Below are 18,549 nucleotides of genomic sequence, written 5' to 3'. Positions count from 1 at the left end.
TTACTTAAATTGTTTGAGGAAGCGTAAATCATTTTCAAAGAAGGCACGCAGATCGGTCACGCCGTAGCGCAACATGGTCAGACGCTCCATGCCCATACCAAAGGCGAAACCGGAGTAGACTTCCGGATCGATGCCGACATTACGCAGCACGTTAGGGTGAACCATGCCGCAACCCAGCACTTCCAGCCACTTGCCGTTTTTACCCATGACGTCTACTTCTGCTGATGGCTCAGTAAACGGGAAATAGGAAGGACGGAAACGAATCTGCAGATCTTCTTCGAAGAAGTTGTTCAGGAAATCGTGCAGCGTGCCTTTCAGGTTGGTAAAGCTGATATTTTTATCCACAATCAGCCCTTCCATCTGATGGAACATCGGGGTATGGGTCTGATCGTAATCGTTACGGTAGACGCGGCCTGGCGCAATAATGCGAATCGGCGGCTGCTGAGCCTTCATGGTACGGATCTGCACGCCGGACGTCTGGGTACGCAGCAGGCGCGTGGCGTCAAACCAGAAGGTGTCGTGATCGGCACGGGCCGGGTGATGGGCAGGAATATTCAGCGCATCGAAGTTATGGTAATCATCTTCAATTTCTGGACCGGTTACGACGCCAAAGCCTAACTCACCAAAGAAGGTCTCAATGCGATCCATGGTGCGGGTTACCGGATGCAGGCCGCCATTCTCAATGCGACGGCCAGGCAGAGAGACATCAATGGTCTCTTCAGCCAGACGGGCATTCAGCACCGCAGCTTCCAGGGCATCTTTGCGCGCATTCAGACGCTCGGTGACCTGCTGCTTCGCTTCATTGATTACCGCACCCGCTGCCGGGCGCTCTTCGGCTGGCAGCTCGCGTAACGTAGTCATCTGCAGTGTCAGATGTCCTTTCTTACCCAGGTATTCGACGCGCACCGCGTCAAGGGCGGCGATATCCGTCGCCCCGTCGATGGCCGCCGTGGCGCTGGCCACCAGTTCTGCGAGTTGGGACATAGTTTCCTCTTTTTCCAGTCAGGCTGGTCAGTTCTCGTTGGGACCTGCCGGTCCAATATGCTAGCGCCAGAAACAAAAAAGCCTCCACGAGGGAGGCTTTTAGCGCGATTTTTCGTTTCTTTTCTTATGCGCAAAAGCCCCTGGATGTCAGGCGCTAAAGTAAAAAAAGAAACGGAAAATAGCAGCGTTCATGCTTGCGGTTACCTTGTCATGCGATACAGGGAGTCTATTGAAATGCTCAGCGACGAAAATGTCAATCTTTTGCGTAAGTTACAGGCAATAAAAAAGGGAGCAAGCTCCCTTTTCCATCTGACTTACGCCAGGGCTGATTTCGCTTTTTCGACCAGTGCAGAGAATGCCACTTTATCGAATACCGCGATGTCGGCCAGGATCTTACGGTCAATCTCAATGGCTGCTTTTTTCAGACCATTGATGAAACGGCTGTAAGACATGCCGTTCTGACGAGCCGCTGCGTTGATACGCGCGATCCACAGCTGACGGAACTGACGCTTACGTTGACGACGGTCACGGTAAGCATACTGACCAGCTTTGATAACAGCCTGGAAGGCAACGCGGTAAACACGTGAACGTGCACCGTAATAGCCTTTAGCTTGTTTTAAGATTTTTTTGTGACGTGCGCGAGCAACTACACCACGTTTTACACGAGCCATTTAGCTCTCCTGTTTAATATTCTGATTTAATGAAAAAATTACTTATGCGTACGGCAGGCAGGCAATTACCAGACCCAGATCGCCTTTTGACACCATGCCTTTAGGGCGCAGGTGACGTTTACGCTTAGTAGATTTTTTGGTCAGAATATGACGCAGGTTTGCGTGTTTACGCTTGAAGCCGCCAGAAGCGGTCTTGCGGAAGCGCTTAGCCGCACCACGTACAGTTTTAATCTTTGGCATTTTAAAAATATCCACTTCGCATTGTTAATAACATGACCCAGACAGGCGAACAGTTAACCGCACAGCGCGAACGCTGCGCGGTTAGTGTTACTTGAAAGCCTACTGTTTCTTCTTAGGAGCGAGCACCATGATCATCTGGCGGCCTTCGATCTTCGAAGGGAAGGATTCGACAATGGCCAAATCCAGATCTTCACACAGGTCTTTACGGACGCGGTTAAGCACTTCCATACCGATCTGCTGGTGCGCCATCTCACGACCGCGGAAACGCAGCGTGATTTTGGCTTTATCGCCTTCTTCCAGAAAGCGAATCAGGTTGCGTAGTTTGACCTGATAGTCGCCATCATCGGTTCCAGGACGGAATTTGATTTCCTTAACCTGAATAACTTTTTGCTTCTTCTTCTGTTCCTTAGAAGATTTGCTTTTTTCATAGAGGAACTTGCCGTAATCCATGATGCGGCAGACCGGCGGTTCGGCATTCGGGCTGATTTCGACTAAGTCGCCGCCCGCTTCCTCGGCTTTTTCCAAAGCTTCGCGTAATGTGACAATGCCAATCGGCTCGCCATCCATGCCTGTTAAGCGCACTTCAGTTGCGCGGATTTCACTGTTGATTTTGTTCGGACGCGTCGGTAGTACTCGTTTTCCGCCTTTAATACTTTATTCCTCCAATTGTTGAAGATTTCGGCTGCGAATCTCTTGTTGAAGTTTCTCAACAAACACATCGACATCCATCGACCCAAGGTCTTTACCACGGCGGGTGCGAACGGCAACTTTGCCAGATTCCACCTCTTTATCACCGCAGACCAACATATAAGGGACGCGACGTAATGTGTGCTCGCGGATTTTAAAGCCTATCTTCTCATTTCTCAAGTCTGCCTTCACACGAATGCCAGCATTCTGCAGCTTACGCGTCAAAGACTCAACATATTCTGCTTGTCCGTCGGTAATATTCATTACCACGACTTGCAGCGGTGCCAGCCAGGTTGGGAAGAAACCGGCGAATTCTTCGGTCAGAATACCGATGAAACGCTCCATTGATCCCAGAATCGCACGGTGAATCATCACTGGCGTCTGACGATCATTGTTTTCACCCACGTAGGTTGCTTCAAGGCGTTTTGGCAGGGAGAAGTCTAGCTGAACTGTTCCGCACTGCCAGGCGCGATCAAGACAATCGTACAAAGTAAACTCAATTTTAGGACCGTAGAACGCGCCTTCGCCTGGCTGGAACTCAAACTCAATATTGTTTTCGTTCAGCGCCGCAGCCAGATCTTCCTCGGCACGATCCCACATCTCATCCGTACCGATGCGCTTCTCAGGACGGGTGGATAACTTCACCACAATCTTTTCAAAACCGAAGGTGCTGTACATGTCATAAACCATGCGGATACAGCTGTTCACTTCGTCACGCACCTGCTCTTCAGTACAGAAGACGTGTGCATCATCCTGGGTAAAGCCACGAACACGCATCAGGCCGTGCAGTGCGCCTGAGGGTTCATTACGGTGACAGCTGCCGAACTCTGCCATACGCAGCGGCAGGTCACGGTAGGATTTCAGACCCTGATTAAAGATCTGAACATGCCCAGGACAGTTCATCGGTTTGATGCAATATTCACGGTTCTCAGATGAGGTGGTGAACATTGCTTCTTTATAGTTTTCCCAGTGCCCGGTTTTTTCCCACAGGACGCGATCCATCATGAATGGACCTTTAACTTCCTGGTACTGGTACTCTTTTAACTTGCTGCGGACAAACACTTCCAGCTCGCGGAAGATGGTCCAGCCGTCATTATGCCAGAAGACCATGCCTGGTGCTTCTTCCTGCATGTGGTAGAGATCCAGCTGCTTACCAATCTTACGATGGTCACGCTTCGCCGCCTCTTCCAGACGCTGCAGATAGGCTGCCAGCTGCTTTTTGTCTGCCCATGCGGTGCCATAAATACGCTGCAGCATTTTGTTGTTGCTGTCGCCGCGCCAGTAGGCACCGGAGATCTTCTGCAGTTTAAAATGATGGCAGAACCGCATGTTCGGCACGTGCGGACCGCGGCACATGTCGACATATTCTTCGTGATGATACAGGCCAGGCTTATCGTCATGGCTGATGTTTTCATCAAGAATGGTGGTCTTGTAAATTTCGCCGCGCGCCGCAAAGACGTCGCGAGCTTCCTGCCAGCTGACCTTCTTCTTCACCACATCGTAGTTGGTTTCAGCCAACTGATGCATGCGTTGTTCCAGCAGGTCGATATCTTCCTGGGTCAGGGTACGATCGATGTCGACATCATAATAGAAGCCGTTATCAATGACCGGGCCAATCGCCATTTTGGTATCCGGCCACAGCTGTTTAATCGCATGCCCTAACAGGTGCGCACAGGAGTGACGGATGATTTCCAGACCCGCTTCATCTTTAGCGGTAATGATCGCTACGGCGGCATCTTCAGTGATGGGATCAACAGCATCAACCAGTTCACCGTTAACACGGCCAGCGATACAGGCTTTCGCCAGACCAGGACCGATGTCCAGTGCAATATCCATCACACTGACAGGGTGGTCAAACACGCGCTGGCTGCCATCAGGAAGCGTAATTACAGGCATTTCATATCCTTATTTGCAGTGGTAAGCCACACGAAAGCCTACATGCAACGTAATGTAAAATTAGTGACCTGGCGTGATATCAGACCCACATTGTCGGAATGTCGCCAGGATTTCAGTGCGGGGCTGATGATAGCAGTTTTCCCCGGCGAGAAAAACCCATGCCTTTTTCGCTAAGCCCTGGAGAAATCAAAAAAAAGCGGCCTGACACACTGTCAGGCCGCTGTGAATGCTGCTGCAAAAATGCGCTTACATAGCGTAAGAGAGCATGATTGAGGTTTTGGTATCGGTGCGATCAGGTGCCGATTCCGGCGGATTGTTGTTCCAGCTGACGTTGTAAGCCAGCTTCAGCGCGAAGTGGCTGTTGATCGCCACCTGCAGACCAGTTTCGGAGTTCACCGTGGTGTCTTCTCCGAAGCTGCTCAGCACTGACACGCCCTGAATAAATTTAGTGGTGTCGGTCAGCTGCCACTGATAGCTGACTGCGCCATAGCCCAGCGCTTTGGTCTGATGACCACCAGCGTGATAATCGTCATAACGTACACCCGGACCCAATTCCGCACGCAGCGAGTGCACCGGTCCATTCAGAATCTGACGACCGTAACCGGCTGTCAGCACGTCGCGTGAATCGTAACCATTGAAACGATCGCTTAACCAGCTCGCCTGTCCAAACAGGTAGTCATACGAGTTGAGGTTGTAACGTGAACGACCACCGATGTTGTAAGTTTCAGAAGAGCGCTCATCGTTTGACGAGGTGTTGGCTGCGTTACCCCACAAGCTGTAAGCCATAGATGACTGATACCAGGTCATATTGGTCTGAGCCGTCATTGATGAACTGGTGGTGTTACCGGTTTGCGCCAGATATCCCGCAGCAGCAGAACCTTCAAACGGCTTTTTAGCTGTTGAAGGGTCATCCATTGACGTAAATACGGCGTTATCGGCCATTGCCTGGTGACAAAAAGCTCCGGCGGAGAGCAAAAGAACAGCAGACAGCTTGTTATAGGCTTTCATTAAATGTGATCCGTGCGACTGTTTAAAAAACGGAGAGTCTGAAGCGTTTTGCCGGGCATTCAATGCAATTTACGGTAAGTTTTGTAAAAAATTATTAACTTACACAAAATGCCTGGAATCGCCCTGACAACCCCTGTTAATTGGGACTCATCTTATTAACGTGGCGCATTATAGTGCTGCCCAAATGAAAAGCCAGACGCAACGGCAGAAGATTTTTACGTTATGCTGCTGGCTCCTGACACGAATTTACGCTATGCATCACGTCACACACGCAGCATCTCCTTCATAATTCGCCTGATTTTTCACCATGGTCTACGCTCAGTTCAGTTTCCCTTCCCCGGAGGTGCCTCATGAGCAACACCTTAACCCGCTATATCGTGACCTTTCACTATCAGGAGTCGGGCTTAAGTGACATCCTGGAACTGACCAGCGCAATGACCGCCGCAGGTTTCACGACCACGATGACAGATGACGACGGCCATCCACATGAACTCGGTACGAACAGCTATGGCATCGTCAGCACGCTGGAGGCTGAGGAGCTGCGGCGGCAGGTCACTGCGGCCGGTGAAAGCGCGCTGGGCCAGGAACCCGAGGTGACCGTCACGACCTTCGAAGAGTATCTGCGCGATGCTGCCGATCATCGCCCTGCCACCTCAGCGCCAGAATAAAGGGTGCAATTGCGCGGTTTTTGGTGAATATTTACGCAATACAACCGAACTTACGCAGCGAATAACGAGGATAGCCCAATGTGGTCAGCCATTAGTCGTCTGTTAAGCGAGCAGTTAGGCAACGCCGAAATCACTCAACGTCACGCCCTCGCGGGGGGTGATATCCATCCCACCTGGCAGATCCGCTACGGTGATCACGACGTCTTCGTCAAAAGTAACAGCCGCGATATGCTGTCGCTCTTTACCTGGGAAGCAGACCAGCTGGATTTGCTGGCGCGCACCGGCACGGTTCGGGTGCCTAAAGTCTATGGTGTGGGTCATCATCGCGAGGAGAGCTTTCTGCTGCTGGAATATATCAGGCCACAGCCGCTTGATGAGCAGAGTGCATATCAGCTCGGTCAGCAACTGGCGCATCTGCATCAGTGGAGCGAGCAGACGCAGTTCGGCCTCGATTTCGACAATAACATCACCACGACGCCCCAACCCAATAGCTGGCTGCGACGCTGGTCGGTTTTTTTTGCTGAACAGCGCATTGGCTGGCAGCTGCAGCTGGCAGCGGAAAAGGGAATTCAGTACGGGGATACAGAGCTGATCGTTGCCTGCGTGCAGCGGGTGCTCGCGTCACATCATCCGCAACCGTCGCTGCTGCATGGCGACCTCTGGCCGGCTAACTGCGCCAGCAGTGAGAGTGGCCCCTGGCTGTTCGATCCTGCCTGTTACTGGGGCGACCGTGAGTGCGATTTAGCTATGCTGAGCTGGTACCCTGACCTGCCTCGCCAGATTTACGACGGTTATCAGGCGGTGTGGCCGTTACCGGATGGTTTTTCGCAGCGTCTGCCGGTCTACCAGCTCTACTATCTGCTCAACCGGGCTAACGTCTTTGGCGGGCACTGGCCAGGCGATGCACAGTTCGCCATTGGCCAGTTGCTGGATGAGGATGCGCTGGGCGCCAGTCAGGCCAGACCGGCCTGACAAAGATCGCGGTCAGATAAAGCCCAGCAGCGACAGCGCAAAATAACCGGCTATCGCAATCACCACCGGCAGGACATAGAGCGGGAAGATCTGCAGGAAGATGGTGTGGCGAGGTACGCGCACCTTCTCTTCCAGTTGCTGACGGCTACGCCCTTCACTGCCTTTTGCCTGCTCCAGAATCATCTGATCCTCAATGCCTTCTTTGACGTGACGCGCCTGACGTCCCATCCGCGCGCCTGACGACTCCAGCGCCAGCCCGACAAAAATCAGAATATAGATCAGCCAGAAACCCAGGTTCATCTGACCGTTAAATTCCGGTACCGGCGAGTTATGCCAGAAGACATTCAGGAATGGTGTGTTAAAGCGCAGCATATCGACGATGACGTGGACGAAATCGAGCATGACGGCATCAATGCCTGGCTGCTTTTCGCTGTGCTTAAACATAAAGCTCAATACAGAAATAATGGTCGACAGCAGCGCCACTAAAAAGAGCACCCAGCCTGCCACTCGCTTGAGGATGGCAATACGGCCAGCCTGTTGATAGGTCATAATATCTCCTGAACCCGGAATCCAATTTGCCGTCAGTTTACCTGCCAACGGTGAAATTTCCCAAATAAAGCGTGGCCTGTCGGGCAGAGCGTGCGCCAGTAAAGAATGATGGTAAGGTAAAGCTGACTTTAAAAGGAGACCCCCTGATGCCTTATCACCGCCCTGTCCTTGCCGCCCTGTTTGATATGGATGGCTTACTGATCGATTCTGAACCTCTGTGGGATCAGGCTGAGCTGGATATCTTTTCAACGCTGGATGTTGACCTGTCACGTCGCAGTGAAATGCCCGATACCCTGGGTCTGCGCATCGATCAGACTGTACGGATGTGGTACGAAACGCTGCCCTGGCATGGCCCCTCTCAGCAGGAGGTCACTGAGCGGATTATTACGCGCGCCATGACGCTGGTGGATCAGACGCGGCCACTGCTGCCGGGCGTGGAAACGGCGCTGCAACTGTGCCGGGAACAGGGGCTGAAAATCGGCCTTGCCTCCGCATCACCGCTAAAGATGCTGGAACAGGTGCTGGAGATCTTCAATCTGCGCCCTTATTTCGACGTACTGGCTTCAGCAGAAGCGCTGCCCTACAGCAAGCCCCATCCGCAGGTCTATCTCAACGCCGCCGCCAGCCTTGCGATCGATCCGCTCAACTGCGTCACGCTGGAAGATTCGTTTAACGGCATGATCGCCACCAAAGCAGCGCGTATGCGATCGATTGTGGTGCCCGCCGCTGAACACCGCGACGATCCCCGCTGGGCGCTGGCGGATGTCCGGCTGGACAATCTGACCCAGCTTAGCCTGCAGCATCTGCAGGGATAATAACAGCCCGCTTATGGCGGGCTTTTTATTGCCTGTTGCACCTGCCACTTGATCTGACCCGCAAAAAATAAAACAACGTTTCATTTTTATTGAATTCCCATCCCGCTCTGCCTAAGATGCCAAAAGCGTCCCCGTTTGGGGCATGAATAACCTGACCTGCAGAGAGGCCTGAGATGGACGTTCGTCAAAGCATTCACAGCGATCACGCTAAGCAACTCGACACTGAAGCACTGCGCCGCGAGTTCCTGATTGAGAAGATATTTACTGCCGATGATTACACCCTGACCTACAGCCATATCGACCGCATCATTATTGGCGGCGTCATGCCGGTGAATAATCCGGTCACTATCGGTGATGAGATGGGAAAACAGCTGGGCGTCGCTTATTTTCTTGAACGCCGCGAGCTGGGTATGATCAATATTGGCGGCCCGGGTCTGGTAGAAGTTGACGGTAAAGCGTGGGAAATCGGTCACGAAGAGGCACTTTACATCGGCAAAGGTGCGCGCAACCTGCAGTTCCGCAGCCTGAACCCGGCGCAGCCGGCCAAATTCTATTACAACAGTGCACCAGCACACAGCACCTTCCCGGACAAGAAAATCACGCTGCAGGAAGCCGCCACCGCGACGCTGGGTGATGCCGCGACCTCCAATCGCCGCACCATTAACAAATTTATCGTGCCGGATGTGTTGCCCACCTGCCAGCTCACCATGGGCTTAACCAAACTGGATGAAGGCAGCCTGTGGAACACCATGCCCTGCCACACCCATGAACGCCGCATGGAAGTCTATTTCTACTTCGATATGAGCGAAGAGTGCGCCGTCTTCCACATGATGGGGCAACCGCAGCAAACCCGCCATCTGCTGGTACACAACGAGCAGGCGGTGATCTCACCCAGCTGGTCAATTCACGCCGGTGTCGGCACCCAGCGTTACACCTTTATCTGGGGCATGGTGGGTGAGAATCAGGTCTTTGATGACATGGACCACGTCAAAATCAGTGAACTGCGCTGAGCAGAGGAGAAATACCATGGTACTGAGTACGTTTAACCTGGAAGGTAAAGTCGCGCTGGTGACCGGCTGTAACACCGGTTTAGGGCAAGGTATGGCGCTGGGTCTGGCCCAGGCGGGTTGTGATATCGTCGGTGTTAACCGTGATGGCCCGGATGATACCCAAAGTAAAGTGGAGGCGCTGGGTCGCCGGTTCTGGCCGGTGCAGGCCGATCTGATGCAGACCAGCGTGGTGGCCTCAGTGGTTGAACAGGCGCTGGCCGCTGCCGGTAAAATTAACATTCTGGTCAACAATGCCGGCATTATCCGCCGTGAGGACGCACTGAATTTCAGCGAGCAGGACTGGGATGACGTGATGAATCTTAACAGCAAGAGCCTGTTTTTCCTGTCGCAGCAGGTTGCCCGTCAGTTTATCGCGCAGGGTAATGGCGGCAAGATCATCAATATCGCCTCCATGCTCTCCTTCCAGGGCGGTATCCGGGTGCCCTCTTATACGGCGTCGAAAAGTGCCGTGATGGGACTGACCCGTCTGATGGCGAACGAGTGGGCGAAACATGGCATTAACGTCAATGCCATCGCTCCCGGTTACATGGCCACCAACAATACGGAACAGCTTCGTAATGATGAATCGCGTAGTGAAGAGATTCTGGGCCGTATTCCGGCAGGCCGCTGGGGCGTGCCGGATGACATGATGGGCCCGGTAGTCTTCCTGGCCTCTTCCGCGTCTGACTACGTGAATGGCTACACCCTGGCGGTGGATGGCGGCTGGCTGGCGCGTTAATCTTACTGGCGGACAGTGTTTCATCGCTGTCCGCCTTGTTAATAATATTCATGCTTCGTTACAGCGTCACATGTTCTCATTTACTGGATAAATCCCTATACTGGATGCATCGACAGTTTTCTTTGCAACCAGGTTCTATCATGACGGGCGAAGGCCACATCATTTTTGCCATTGCCAGCGCTATCTTTGCGAAGCGTGCTGAGCTGACACCGGTGCTGGCGCAGGCCGACTGGTGGCATCTTGTTCCCTCAGCCCTGCTGACATGTCTGTTGCCCGATATCGATCACCCTAAATCTCTGCTGGGACAGCGACTGCGCTGGCTCTCTCATCCTATTGCGCGCGCGTTCGGCCATCGCGGCTTTACCCACAGTTTGCTGGCGATAGCCGCCGGTTTATGGCTTTTTCAGATAAACCTGCCCCAGTCGTCGCCAATACCGCCTGATGTCCTGCAGGGTCTGACGCTGGGCTACCTTAGCCATATTGTGGCCGATATGCTGACGCCAGCCGGGGTTCCGCTGCTGTGGCCCTGCCGCTGGCGCTTCCGGCTGCCGATTCTGCGCAGTCAGAAAGGCAACCAGCTTGAACGGGCATTGTGCCTGGGACTGGTGGGATATGCGCTCTGGTTTCCGGTGGGCATGCCATCTTTTGGTGCAAACGGCTGGCCGTCACAGCTGTTCGATACGCTACAAAATGGCGTCGGACGGTTTATTTCCAGTCATAGTGCGCAATAAATCAGCACAAAACGCTTTTTAGTTATAAACCATGCCATTTGGATATAAGGCACCCTCTTCGCCTGCTGTTACCATTCCTGCTGTCTTAATTCGTGATTAACATTATGCGGCCTTTCCAGAGCGAAAGGCCGCATTACTCTGGAGTTTCAGTATGGACCTTCCTCTTACGCTTAATATCGTAGCCTTTGTGGTGCTGCTGGTATTGCTCTCTCGCTTCAGCCGTCAGAACTGGAGCCTGTCGAAAAAAGTGCTGACCGGTCTGGTAATCGGCGTACTGTTCGGCCTGGTTTTGCAGTTGATCTACGGCGAAAACAGCGCAGTGGTCAAAGAGTCTATCAGCTGGTTTAACATCGTCGGTAATGGCTATGTCCAGTTGCTGCAGATGGTCGTAATGCCGCTGGTGTTCGTTTCCATTCTGAGTGCGGTCGCCCGTCTGCATAACGCCTCGTCGCTGGGAAAAATCAGCGTACTGACGATTGGCGTACTGCTGTTTACCACCGCGATCTCGGCGCTGGTCGGCGTCTTCGTGACCGGCCTGTTTGGCCTGAGCGCAGAAGGTCTGGTTCAGGGCGTGCAGGAGACTGCGCGTCTCAGTGCGATTCAGAGCAACTATGTCGGCAAAGTGGCTGACCTGACCGTGCCGCAACTGGTGCTCTCCTTTATCCCGAAAAATCCGTTTGCCGATCTGACCGGAGCCAGTCCGACCTCGATTATCAGCGTCGTCATCTTCGCCGCCTTCCTGGGTGTAGCTGCACTGCAGTTGCTGAAAGATGATGAAGTTAAAGGTCAGCGCGTGCTGGTCGCGATCGATACGCTGCAGTCCTGGGTCATGAAGCTGGTGCGTTTAGTGATGAAGCTGACACCTTATGGTGTGCTGGCGCTGATGACCAAAGTGGTTGCCGGTTCTAACCTGCAGGACATCATTAAGCTGGGCAGCTTTGTGGTCGCCTCTTACCTCGGTCTGGCCATCATGTTTGGTGTCCACGCCCTGCTGCTGTCGGTAAATGGTATCAACCCGATGCGCTTCTTCCGTAAAGTGTGGCCGGTTATTACCTTCGCCTTTACCAGCCGCTCCAGCGCAGCCAGCATTCCGCTGAGCGTGGAAACCCAGACCCGTCGTCTTGGCGTGCCTGAGTCGATTGCCAGCTTTGCGGCCTCTTTTGGTGCCACTATCGGCCAGAACGGCTGTGCCGGTCTCTATCCAACTATGCTGGCAGTGATGGTTGCGCCAACCGTCGGGATCAACCCGTTTGACCCACTGTGGATTGCGACGCTGGTCGGGATCGTGACGCTGAGCTCAGCAGGCGTTGCCGGTGTCGGCGGTGGTGCAACCTTCGCGGCGCTGATTGTCCTGCCTGCGATGGGCCTGCCGGTCACCCTGGTGGCGCTGCTGATCTCCATTGAGCCGCTGATCGATATGGGTCGTACTGCCCTGAACGTCAACGGTTCCATGACCGCCGGTTCTCTCACCAGTCGCTGGTTAGGTATGACCGATAAGCGCGTCCTGGAAAGCGACGACAACGCCGAACTGGCACACCGCTAATCTGCTCTGAACCTGGCGCGCCCGCGCCAGGTTATTCCCGCCCTTCTTCTCCATAATCTCCTCCATTAATGGCAACGCCGTTAAGAAAGCGTTAAGCATGGTAAACAGGCGAAAAATCGCCGCTTTAGTGCTTGTCTTTGCCGGGTAAAAAGCGAATTCTGCATCCAGTCTTATGAGGAGAACACATGATGAAAAAGATAATCGCCTCGCTTCTGACGCTGACGCTTTTGACACCCGCTCTGGCTTTCGCTCATCCTGGCGACTGGGGCCCGCCGGGTGGATGGGATCGCCACGGCGGCCACGGGCCACACTGGGGCGGACCCGGGCCGGTGCGCTTTTTGCCTGAAGCCGCAACCGCGGTGCTGATAGGCGGACTGACCTATTATCTGCTCAACGGCAATTATTATCAGCGTCACGGCGATGAGTATGTGGTGACAGAGCCGCCTGCAGAGTCGCGGGTCAGCAGTGAAATGCGGGTACTCGACTTTAACGGCAAACGCTTCTATGTGCAGGCTGGCCACTTCTACCAGCGGCAGATAGATGGCGATTATGTTGAAGTGCCGCGCCCGGCAGGTTTGTAGTCAGTGCCACAACGAAAAACGGCCCGTCATAATGACGGGCCGTTTGCTATTCAGGGGTGCTATGAGTTACTGCTGAACCTGCGGGTCGGTGTCATATTCCGCACAGCTCTGGAAGCCGTAGTTCATGACACGGCCGGTGTCGTTATAGCTCACGAAGTAAGTCTGAGCTTTACCGTCGCGCTGACCCAGTACATAAGTCTGGCAGGTGCCGCGCGCGTGAACCATGGTGATTTCAGTCGAAGGCGTACCGGCGATCTGACGAACCTGATCACGGGTCATACCCTTTTTAACATCCTTTACCACTGGCTTAGTCACGTAGCTTTCCGCACGATCGTAAGTCGTACAACCAGACAGTGCAGCCAGCGTCAGCGCCGCAGCGATACATCCCATCACTTTATTCATCTTGTTGTTCCTCATTTATTGTCCATGTGGAAACAAGCCTGGAACATAAATGCTGATTTATCAAGTTTATGACGAACAATTAGTGGCCTGCCAAATGTCAGGATTTCGTAAAGAAGGCTGTTTTGCTGTCAACGCAGACGTATACTGCCCGGCAAAACAGGTACCCGATAGCGCCCCGTTTTCAGAGACCACACCGTCATCCGCGCAGTCGCAGATTGGCGTAAATGTCACGTTACCGGCCGCTGTTTTTCACTGACTTACCCGCTTTCTGTTTACCCCATCGCTGACAATCCCGAGGATAAATGACCCCTGTACACTCCAATCGCCTGGTTTATGCCATTACGCTGGGCCTGCTGGCCGCACTGGGCCCGCTCTGCATCGACCTCTATCTGCCTGCGCTGCCACAAATGGCCCAGGATCTGCACACTGAAACCGCTACCGCGCAGCTGAGTCTGACCGCCGGACTGTTAGGTCTCGGCTTTGGTCAGCTGCTCTTTGGCCCGATGAGTGATAAGTTCGGCCGCCTGCGCCCGCTGACCCTGTCACTGGTGTTGCTGTTTATCGCCTCGATGGGCTGTGCGCTGGCGCAGGATATTAACCAGCTGCTGCTGGCGCGGCTGTTCGAAGGGTTAGCAGGTGCGGGCGGTGCGGTGCTGTCACGGGCAATTGCACGCGATATGTACAGCGGCCATGAGCTGACGCGATTCTTCGCTCTGCTGATGCTAGTCAACGGTCTGGCACCGATCGGTGCACCGGTATTAGGCGGCGTGCTGATGACGATTTTAAACTGGCGCGGCATCTTCATGGTGCTGGGCGGCATTGCCATTCTGCTGATCCTGCTGGCGCGCTGGAAGCTGCATGAAACCCTGCCTGAGGCACGCCGCAGTAAAGGATCAATATTCTCCGCCTACGCGGCATTGGGTCAGGTGATTACCCATCGCCCCTTCATGGGCTTCTGCCTGACCCAGGGATTTATGATGTCCGGCATGTTCGCCTACATCGGTGCCTCGCCGTTCGTGCTGCAGCAACTCTATGGTCTTTCGCCCCAGGCCTTTAGCTTCTGCTTTGCGGCCAACGGGTTTGGCCTGGTGATTGCTTCACAGACCAGCGCCCGCCTCTGTCCATTGTGGGGCGAATATCGGGTGCTGAAAGGCGGACTGACGCTGGCCTTTGTCGCCTCCAGTCTGCTGCTGCTGGCCGCGCTGCTGCATGCTCCCTTAGCGCTGCTGCTGGTGGCACTGTTCTTTACCATTGCCAGCAACGGCGTTATCGCTACCACCGCCTCGTCCCTGGCGATGCAGAGTCAGGGCCATCGCGCTGGTAGCGCCTCCGCGGTGATTGGCGTCACGATGTTCACGCTGGGTGCGATTACCGTGCCGATTACCGGCATCGGTGGCACCTCGGTGCTGAGCATGTGCGCCACCATTTTTGGCTGCTTTATGACGGCGATTCTGATGTTTAGCGTGCTGGCGAAAAAACCGCTGCCGCAGGTAAAAACTCACTGATTTCGCAACGTTTCATGGTAATCAGTTACCGCTTTGGCTTGTTGTTTTCGCAAAGGCACGTTAGCTTTAATAAAACGTTCGCATCGAGCCGACCGGCCACTGACCTGAGGAGAAGTTCATGTCACTGCAGCAGGAAATTATTGAAGCCCTGGGTGTGAAGCCCACTATCGACGCCGACCAGGAAGTGCGCGTCAGCATCGATTTTCTTAAAGCCTACCTGAAACGTCACAGCGGCCTGAAAACGCTGGTGCTGGGGATCAGCGGCGGTCAGGATTCAACCCTGGCGGGCGCGCTGGCGCAGCGGGCGATCACCGAACTGCGTCAGGAGAGCGGTGATAACGACTACACCTTTATTGCCGTGCGTCTGCCCTATGGTGTGCAGGCGGATGAGCAGGATTGTCAGGACGCGCTGGCCTTTATCAAACCCGACCGTTCGCTGGTGGTAAACATCAAAGAGTCGGTGCTGGCCAGTGAGCGCGCGCTGAAAGAGGCGGGTATTACGCTTTCCGATTTTGTCCGCGGCAATGAAAAAGCCCGTGAGCGGATGAAAGCGCAATACAGCATCGCCGGCATGACCAAAGGCGTAGTGGTCGGCACCGATCACGCGGCTGAAGCCGTGACCGGTTTCTTCACCAAGTATGGCGATGGCGGCACGGACATCAATCCCCTGTTTCGCCTGAACAAGCGTCAGGGCAAGCAGTTGCTGAAACACCTTGGCTGCCCGGAGCATCTCTATCTGAAAAAACCGACTGCCGATCTGGAAGATGATCGTCCAGGCCTGCAGGATGAAGTGGCGCTGGGCGTCACCTATGAGATGATTGATGACTACCTGGAAGGCAAAAGCATCAATCCTGACAGCGCCCGTATCATCGAAGGCTGGTATCAGAAAACCGAGCACAAACGTCGTCCGCCGATCACGGTATTCGACGACTTCTGGAAGTAATCCTGCCCCTCCCTTGCCGCGGCAAGGGAGGCTTCTCTCACTGACTTTGTTGATCGCTGCATGCCTGCCACCGTTTCGCGCGCGACCCTCGTCGGGCTTGTCGCCATTCTGCTCTGGAGTACGACCGTTGGCCTGCTGCGCAGCGTCAGTGAAGCCTTTGGCGCCACCGGTGGTGCGGCGCTGATCTACACCACCACGGCGTGTCTGCTCTGCCTGACCCGGGGCCTGCCCAGACCTGGCGCAATGCCCGCCATCTACCTGTGGCTGGGGGGCGTACTCTTTGTCGGCTATGAAATCTGTCTGGCGCTGGCCATCGGGCTGGCCAGCGATCGCAGCCAGTCGCTGGAGCTGGGGATGATTAACTATCTCTGGCCCTGCCTGACCATCGTGCTGGCGATCCCATTTAATCAGCAGCGTTTCCGTGTCTGGCTGTGGCCAGGACTGCTGCTGTCGCTGCTGGGGATCGTCTGGGTAATGAAAGGCAGCGGCAGCGGATCGCCGGCGCTGTTGTGGCAGAATATGCTGCGCAACCCGGTCGCCTATGCACTGGCCTTTATCGCCGCCCTGACCTGGGCGCTCTACAACAATCTCACCCGCCGCTTTGCCCGTGGTTCTAATGGCGTCACGCTGTTTTTTATCCTGACTGCACTGGCGCTGTGGCTGAAATATGCCTTCAGCGATCACACTGCACCGATGACCTTTACGCCGGTGCCGCTGCTGGAGGTGCTGTTTGTCGGGCTCTCCACCGCCATCGCCTATTCCGCCTGGAATCACGGAATTCAGCAGGGCAATCTGACGCTGCTGGCCACCGCCTCCTACTTTACGCCGGTGCTGTCGGCCCTGATGGGATCGCTGTGGCTCGGCCTGACGCCGCCACTGGCCTTCTGGCAGGGCGTGGCGATGATCACGCTCGGCTCGCTGATCTGCTGGCGGGCAACACGGTCTCTGTAACCAGACGGCTGGCGATCATTTCACCTGCCTGTTATGCTGTATGGACAACCAGTAAATGGAGTCCATCTTGGTCAGACGTTCTGCCATACTTCGCCCCGAACCCGACGCGAATGCAATTTATCAATATCCCGAACACCTGCGTGAATGGCTGGAAGGCCTGCCAAATCATCCTGGCGTCTATACCTTTCATGGCGAAAGTGAGTCGCTGCCGCTCTATATCGGTAAAAGTGTGAATCTGCGTTCGCGGGTGATGTCCCATTTCCGCACCCCGGATGAGGCGAAAATGCTGCGCCAGTCGCGGCGTGTAAGCTGGATCCCTACCGCGGGCGACCTCGGCGCGCTGCTGCTGGAAGCGCAGATGATCAAAACCCAGCAGCCGCTGTTCAATAAGCGACTGCGCAAAAACCGGCAGCTCTGTTCATTGCAGATTACCGACGGCAAACCGAATGTGGTCTATGCAAAAGACCTCGATTTCAGCCAGTCCCCCAACCTGTTTGGGCTCTATCGCAGTCGCTTCGCCGCGCTGGAACGGCTCAAGCAGCTCGCGGATGAGTATCAGCTCTGTCATGGCCTGCTGGGTCTGGAAGCGCTGAGTGCGGGGCGAGGCTGCTTCCGCTCGGCACTGCGCCGTTGCGCCGGGGCCTGCTGTGGAAAAGAGCCGGTCAGCGATCATCAGGATCGACTGCTGGAGGCGCTGGAAAACGTGCGGGTGTTCTGCTGGCCATGGCAGGGTGCCGTGGGGCTGGTGGAGGAAGGCAAAGAGATGACGCAGATCCACGTTATCGACCACTGGTTCTATCTCGGTTCGGTCAGCAGCATGGATGAGGCCAGAAAACTGCAGCGGCCCAAAGGCGGTTTTGATCATGACGGCTACAAAATCCTCTGCCGCCCGATTCTGTCAGGTGCCTACCCTATTCTGCCGCTATAAAAAAACCGCCGACGCTGCCCACTCACCTTCAGTGGACAGCGCCGGCGGTCTCAGACCGTTCGCTTAACGAGTGTTATTCAGCCGGTTCTGCTGGCGGTGCCATTTTGCCCTCGTGCGGGCCTTTCTCAGTCAGACGCTTTTCAAAGTTAGCGTTGTACTGTTTTTTCTGCTCCGGCGTCAGCACGTTATAGAGCTTGTTCTGGGTTTCCAGCATCTTCAGCGCATGCTCTTTGGCATTGGCGGACATCTTCTCTGCCTGTGCTTCTGCTTTGCTCTGGTCGAAGCTGTCAGAGGCAATAATGCTGTGGGCCGCACGACGCTCGTCCAGTGACGGGCGTTTCATATCTTTGTGGCTCTCTTTCATGATGTCGCGCATCTGAGTTTTCTGCGCGTCGGTCAGGTTCAGACCTTTAAACATCATCTCCATGCCGTGGCGCATTGGCGGCTTGTGCATCGCTTTTTCGCTACCTGCTGGCGGTGGAGTCAGGTTGTCAGCGGCTGCATGGACGGCGCTGGCTGCACCAAACGCCAGCGAAGAAGCCAGTAAAAGAGAAGTCAGTTTGCGCATAATAGTGTCCTTATAATTCATGATAATGACGACAGCACTCTGTCGCGTCTTCGGAAACAAGCATACGACGCTGAACGTCAACTACTCAGAGCCTGAGTAAAGCCGTGAAAGCATAAAAG

The 18,549-nt window shown here is 54.6% G+C and carries 23 protein-coding genes and 1 other annotated feature; of the genes, 13 read left to right on the top strand and 10 right to left on the bottom strand.

The features are described from left to right. From pheS to PAG01S_RS02025, 7 genes are all read right to left on the bottom strand, one after another. Positions 1 to 984: a phenylalanine--tRNA ligase subunit alpha gene (gene pheS, locus PAG01S_RS02050; protein ID WP_010245680.1), complete on the bottom strand. Its 984-nt coding sequence runs from the start codon at positions 982 to 984 to the stop codon at positions 1 to 3. 71 nt (positions 985 to 1,055) lie between these two features. Next, positions 1,056 to 1,181: a sequence feature (Phe leader region), on the bottom strand. Continuing rightward, on the bottom strand, positions 1,132 to 1,176 hold the full coding sequence (gene pheM, locus PAG01S_RS22170) for a pheST operon leader peptide PheM (RefSeq protein ID WP_106120997.1): 45 nt from the start codon (positions 1,174 to 1,176) through the stop codon (positions 1,132 to 1,134). (Overlaps the previous feature by 45 nt.) 117 nt (positions 1,182 to 1,298) lie before the next feature. Next, entirely contained in the window at positions 1,299 to 1,655 is a 357-nt protein-coding gene (gene rplT / locus PAG01S_RS02045; protein ID WP_003853267.1) for a 50S ribosomal protein L20, read from the bottom strand. A 42-nt stretch (positions 1,656 to 1,697) separates the two neighbouring features. Further along, positions 1,698 to 1,895: a 50S ribosomal protein L35 gene (gene rpmI, locus PAG01S_RS02040; protein ID WP_010245683.1), complete on the bottom strand. Its 198-nt coding sequence runs from the start codon at positions 1,893 to 1,895 to the stop codon at positions 1,698 to 1,700. Between the two features lie 99 nt (positions 1,896 to 1,994). Then, on the bottom strand, positions 1,995 to 2,546 hold the full coding sequence (gene infC, locus PAG01S_RS02035; protein ID WP_029519030.1) for a translation initiation factor IF-3: 552 nt from the start codon (positions 2,544 to 2,546) through the stop codon (positions 1,995 to 1,997). 3 nt (positions 2,547 to 2,549) lie between these two features. Beyond that, on the bottom strand, positions 2,550 to 4,478 hold the full coding sequence (gene thrS, locus PAG01S_RS02030; RefSeq protein ID WP_062757526.1) for a threonine--tRNA ligase: 1,929 nt from the start codon (positions 4,476 to 4,478) through the stop codon (positions 2,550 to 2,552). 246 nt (positions 4,479 to 4,724) lie between these two features. Further along, positions 4,725 to 5,486 (bottom strand): DUF481 domain-containing protein, encoded by a 762-nt coding sequence (locus PAG01S_RS02025; protein ID WP_031590484.1) that lies wholly within the window; start codon positions 5,484 to 5,486, stop codon positions 4,725 to 4,727. A gap of 350 nt (positions 5,487 to 5,836) precedes the next feature. Between PAG01S_RS02025 and ghoS the strand changes: the two genes are divergently transcribed. Both ghoS and PAG01S_RS02015 read left to right on the top strand, forming a co-directional pair. After that, positions 5,837 to 6,154: a type V toxin-antitoxin system endoribonuclease antitoxin GhoS gene (gene ghoS / locus PAG01S_RS02020; RefSeq protein WP_033757474.1), complete on the top strand. Its 318-nt coding sequence runs from the start codon at positions 5,837 to 5,839 to the stop codon at positions 6,152 to 6,154. Positions 6,155 to 6,232: 78 nt separating this feature from the next. Then, positions 6,233 to 7,126, top strand: coding sequence for a fructosamine kinase family protein (locus PAG01S_RS02015; RefSeq protein ID WP_033757473.1), 894 nt, complete (start codon positions 6,233 to 6,235; stop codon positions 7,124 to 7,126). 12 nt (positions 7,127 to 7,138) lie between these two features. On the opposite strand, the gene PAG01S_RS02010 is transcribed toward PAG01S_RS02015, so the two are convergent. Further along, a complete protein-coding gene (locus tag PAG01S_RS02010; protein ID WP_010245694.1) occupies positions 7,139 to 7,675 on the bottom strand; it encodes a YniB family protein in 537 nt (178 codons plus the stop codon). Positions 7,676 to 7,821: 146 nt separating this feature from the next. Here PAG01S_RS02010 and hxpB point away from each other — a divergent pair, with 146 nt between their 5' ends. The 6 genes from hxpB to PAG01S_RS01980 all read left to right on the top strand — a co-directional run bounded on the left by hxpB (position 7,822) and on the right by PAG01S_RS01980 (position 13,133). Then, positions 7,822 to 8,490, top strand: coding sequence for a hexitol phosphatase HxpB (gene hxpB, locus PAG01S_RS02005; protein WP_010245698.1), 669 nt, complete (start codon positions 7,822 to 7,824; stop codon positions 8,488 to 8,490). A gap of 173 nt (positions 8,491 to 8,663) precedes the next feature. After that, the gene (gene kduI, locus PAG01S_RS02000) at positions 8,664 to 9,500 is read left to right on the top strand and encodes a 5-dehydro-4-deoxy-D-glucuronate isomerase (RefSeq protein ID WP_010670022.1); all 837 of its coding nucleotides are present in this window, start codon (positions 8,664 to 8,666) and stop codon (positions 9,498 to 9,500) included. Between the two features lie 16 nt (positions 9,501 to 9,516). Continuing rightward, on the top strand, positions 9,517 to 10,278 hold the full coding sequence (kduD, locus tag PAG01S_RS01995) for a 2-dehydro-3-deoxy-D-gluconate 5-dehydrogenase KduD (protein WP_062757524.1): 762 nt from the start codon (positions 9,517 to 9,519) through the stop codon (positions 10,276 to 10,278). A 140-nt stretch (positions 10,279 to 10,418) separates the two neighbouring features. Next, positions 10,419 to 11,009 carry a metal-dependent hydrolase gene (locus PAG01S_RS01990; RefSeq protein ID WP_062757522.1) on the top strand — a complete coding sequence of 197 codons (591 nt, stop codon included), beginning with the start codon at positions 10,419 to 10,421 and terminating at the stop codon, positions 11,007 to 11,009. 151 nt (positions 11,010 to 11,160) lie between these two features. After that, positions 11,161 to 12,552, top strand: coding sequence for an L-cystine transporter (locus PAG01S_RS01985; RefSeq protein WP_010245712.1), 1,392 nt, complete (start codon positions 11,161 to 11,163; stop codon positions 12,550 to 12,552). A gap of 188 nt (positions 12,553 to 12,740) precedes the next feature. Continuing rightward, on the top strand, positions 12,741 to 13,133 hold the full coding sequence (locus PAG01S_RS01980) for a DUF6515 family protein (protein ID WP_010245714.1): 393 nt from the start codon (positions 12,741 to 12,743) through the stop codon (positions 13,131 to 13,133). Positions 13,134 to 13,199: 66 nt separating this feature from the next. Here the strand turns inward: PAG01S_RS01980 and osmE are convergent, their stop codons facing one another. Next, complete coding sequence (gene osmE, locus PAG01S_RS01975; protein ID WP_010245718.1) at positions 13,200 to 13,535, bottom strand: osmotically-inducible lipoprotein OsmE; 336 nt, start codon at positions 13,533 to 13,535, stop codon at positions 13,200 to 13,202. 49 nt (positions 13,536 to 13,584) lie between these two features. Here osmE and PAG01S_RS01970 point away from each other — a divergent pair, with 49 nt between their 5' ends. The 5 genes from PAG01S_RS01970 (at position 13,585) to cho (ending at position 17,862) form a co-directional block, all read left to right on the top strand. After that, a complete protein-coding gene (locus tag PAG01S_RS01970; RefSeq protein WP_062757521.1) occupies positions 13,585 to 13,791 on the top strand; it encodes a hypothetical protein in 207 nt (68 codons plus the stop codon). 46 nt (positions 13,792 to 13,837) lie between these two features. Beyond that, the gene (locus PAG01S_RS01965; RefSeq protein WP_022625759.1) at positions 13,838 to 15,040 is read left to right on the top strand and encodes a multidrug effflux MFS transporter; all 1,203 of its coding nucleotides are present in this window, start codon (positions 13,838 to 13,840) and stop codon (positions 15,038 to 15,040) included. A gap of 118 nt (positions 15,041 to 15,158) precedes the next feature. Further along, positions 15,159 to 15,983 carry an NAD(+) synthase gene (gene nadE / locus PAG01S_RS01960; RefSeq protein WP_010670018.1) on the top strand — a complete coding sequence of 275 codons (825 nt, stop codon included), beginning with the start codon at positions 15,159 to 15,161 and terminating at the stop codon, positions 15,981 to 15,983. A gap of 60 nt (positions 15,984 to 16,043) precedes the next feature. Further along, complete coding sequence (gene yddG, locus PAG01S_RS01955; RefSeq protein WP_010670017.1) at positions 16,044 to 16,934, top strand: aromatic amino acid DMT transporter YddG; 891 nt, start codon at positions 16,044 to 16,046, stop codon at positions 16,932 to 16,934. Positions 16,935 to 17,001: 67 nt separating this feature from the next. Next, a complete protein-coding gene (gene cho, locus PAG01S_RS01950) occupies positions 17,002 to 17,862 on the top strand; it encodes an excinuclease Cho (protein ID WP_010245728.1) in 861 nt (286 codons plus the stop codon). 73 nt (positions 17,863 to 17,935) lie between these two features. Here cho and spy read toward each other — a convergent pair whose 3' ends face one another. Further along, a complete protein-coding gene (gene spy / locus PAG01S_RS01945) occupies positions 17,936 to 18,430 on the bottom strand; it encodes an ATP-independent periplasmic protein-refolding chaperone Spy (protein WP_010245731.1) in 495 nt (164 codons plus the stop codon). Positions 18,431 to 18,549 lie beyond the last annotated feature (119 nt).

The organism is Pantoea agglomerans NBRC 102470, from assembly GCF_001598475.1.
Classification (GTDB): Bacteria; Pseudomonadota; Gammaproteobacteria; order Enterobacterales; family Enterobacteriaceae; genus Pantoea; species Pantoea agglomerans.
Note: the sequence above shows the minus strand (reverse complement) of the source record. Positions and strands in the feature narration are given on the sequence as shown.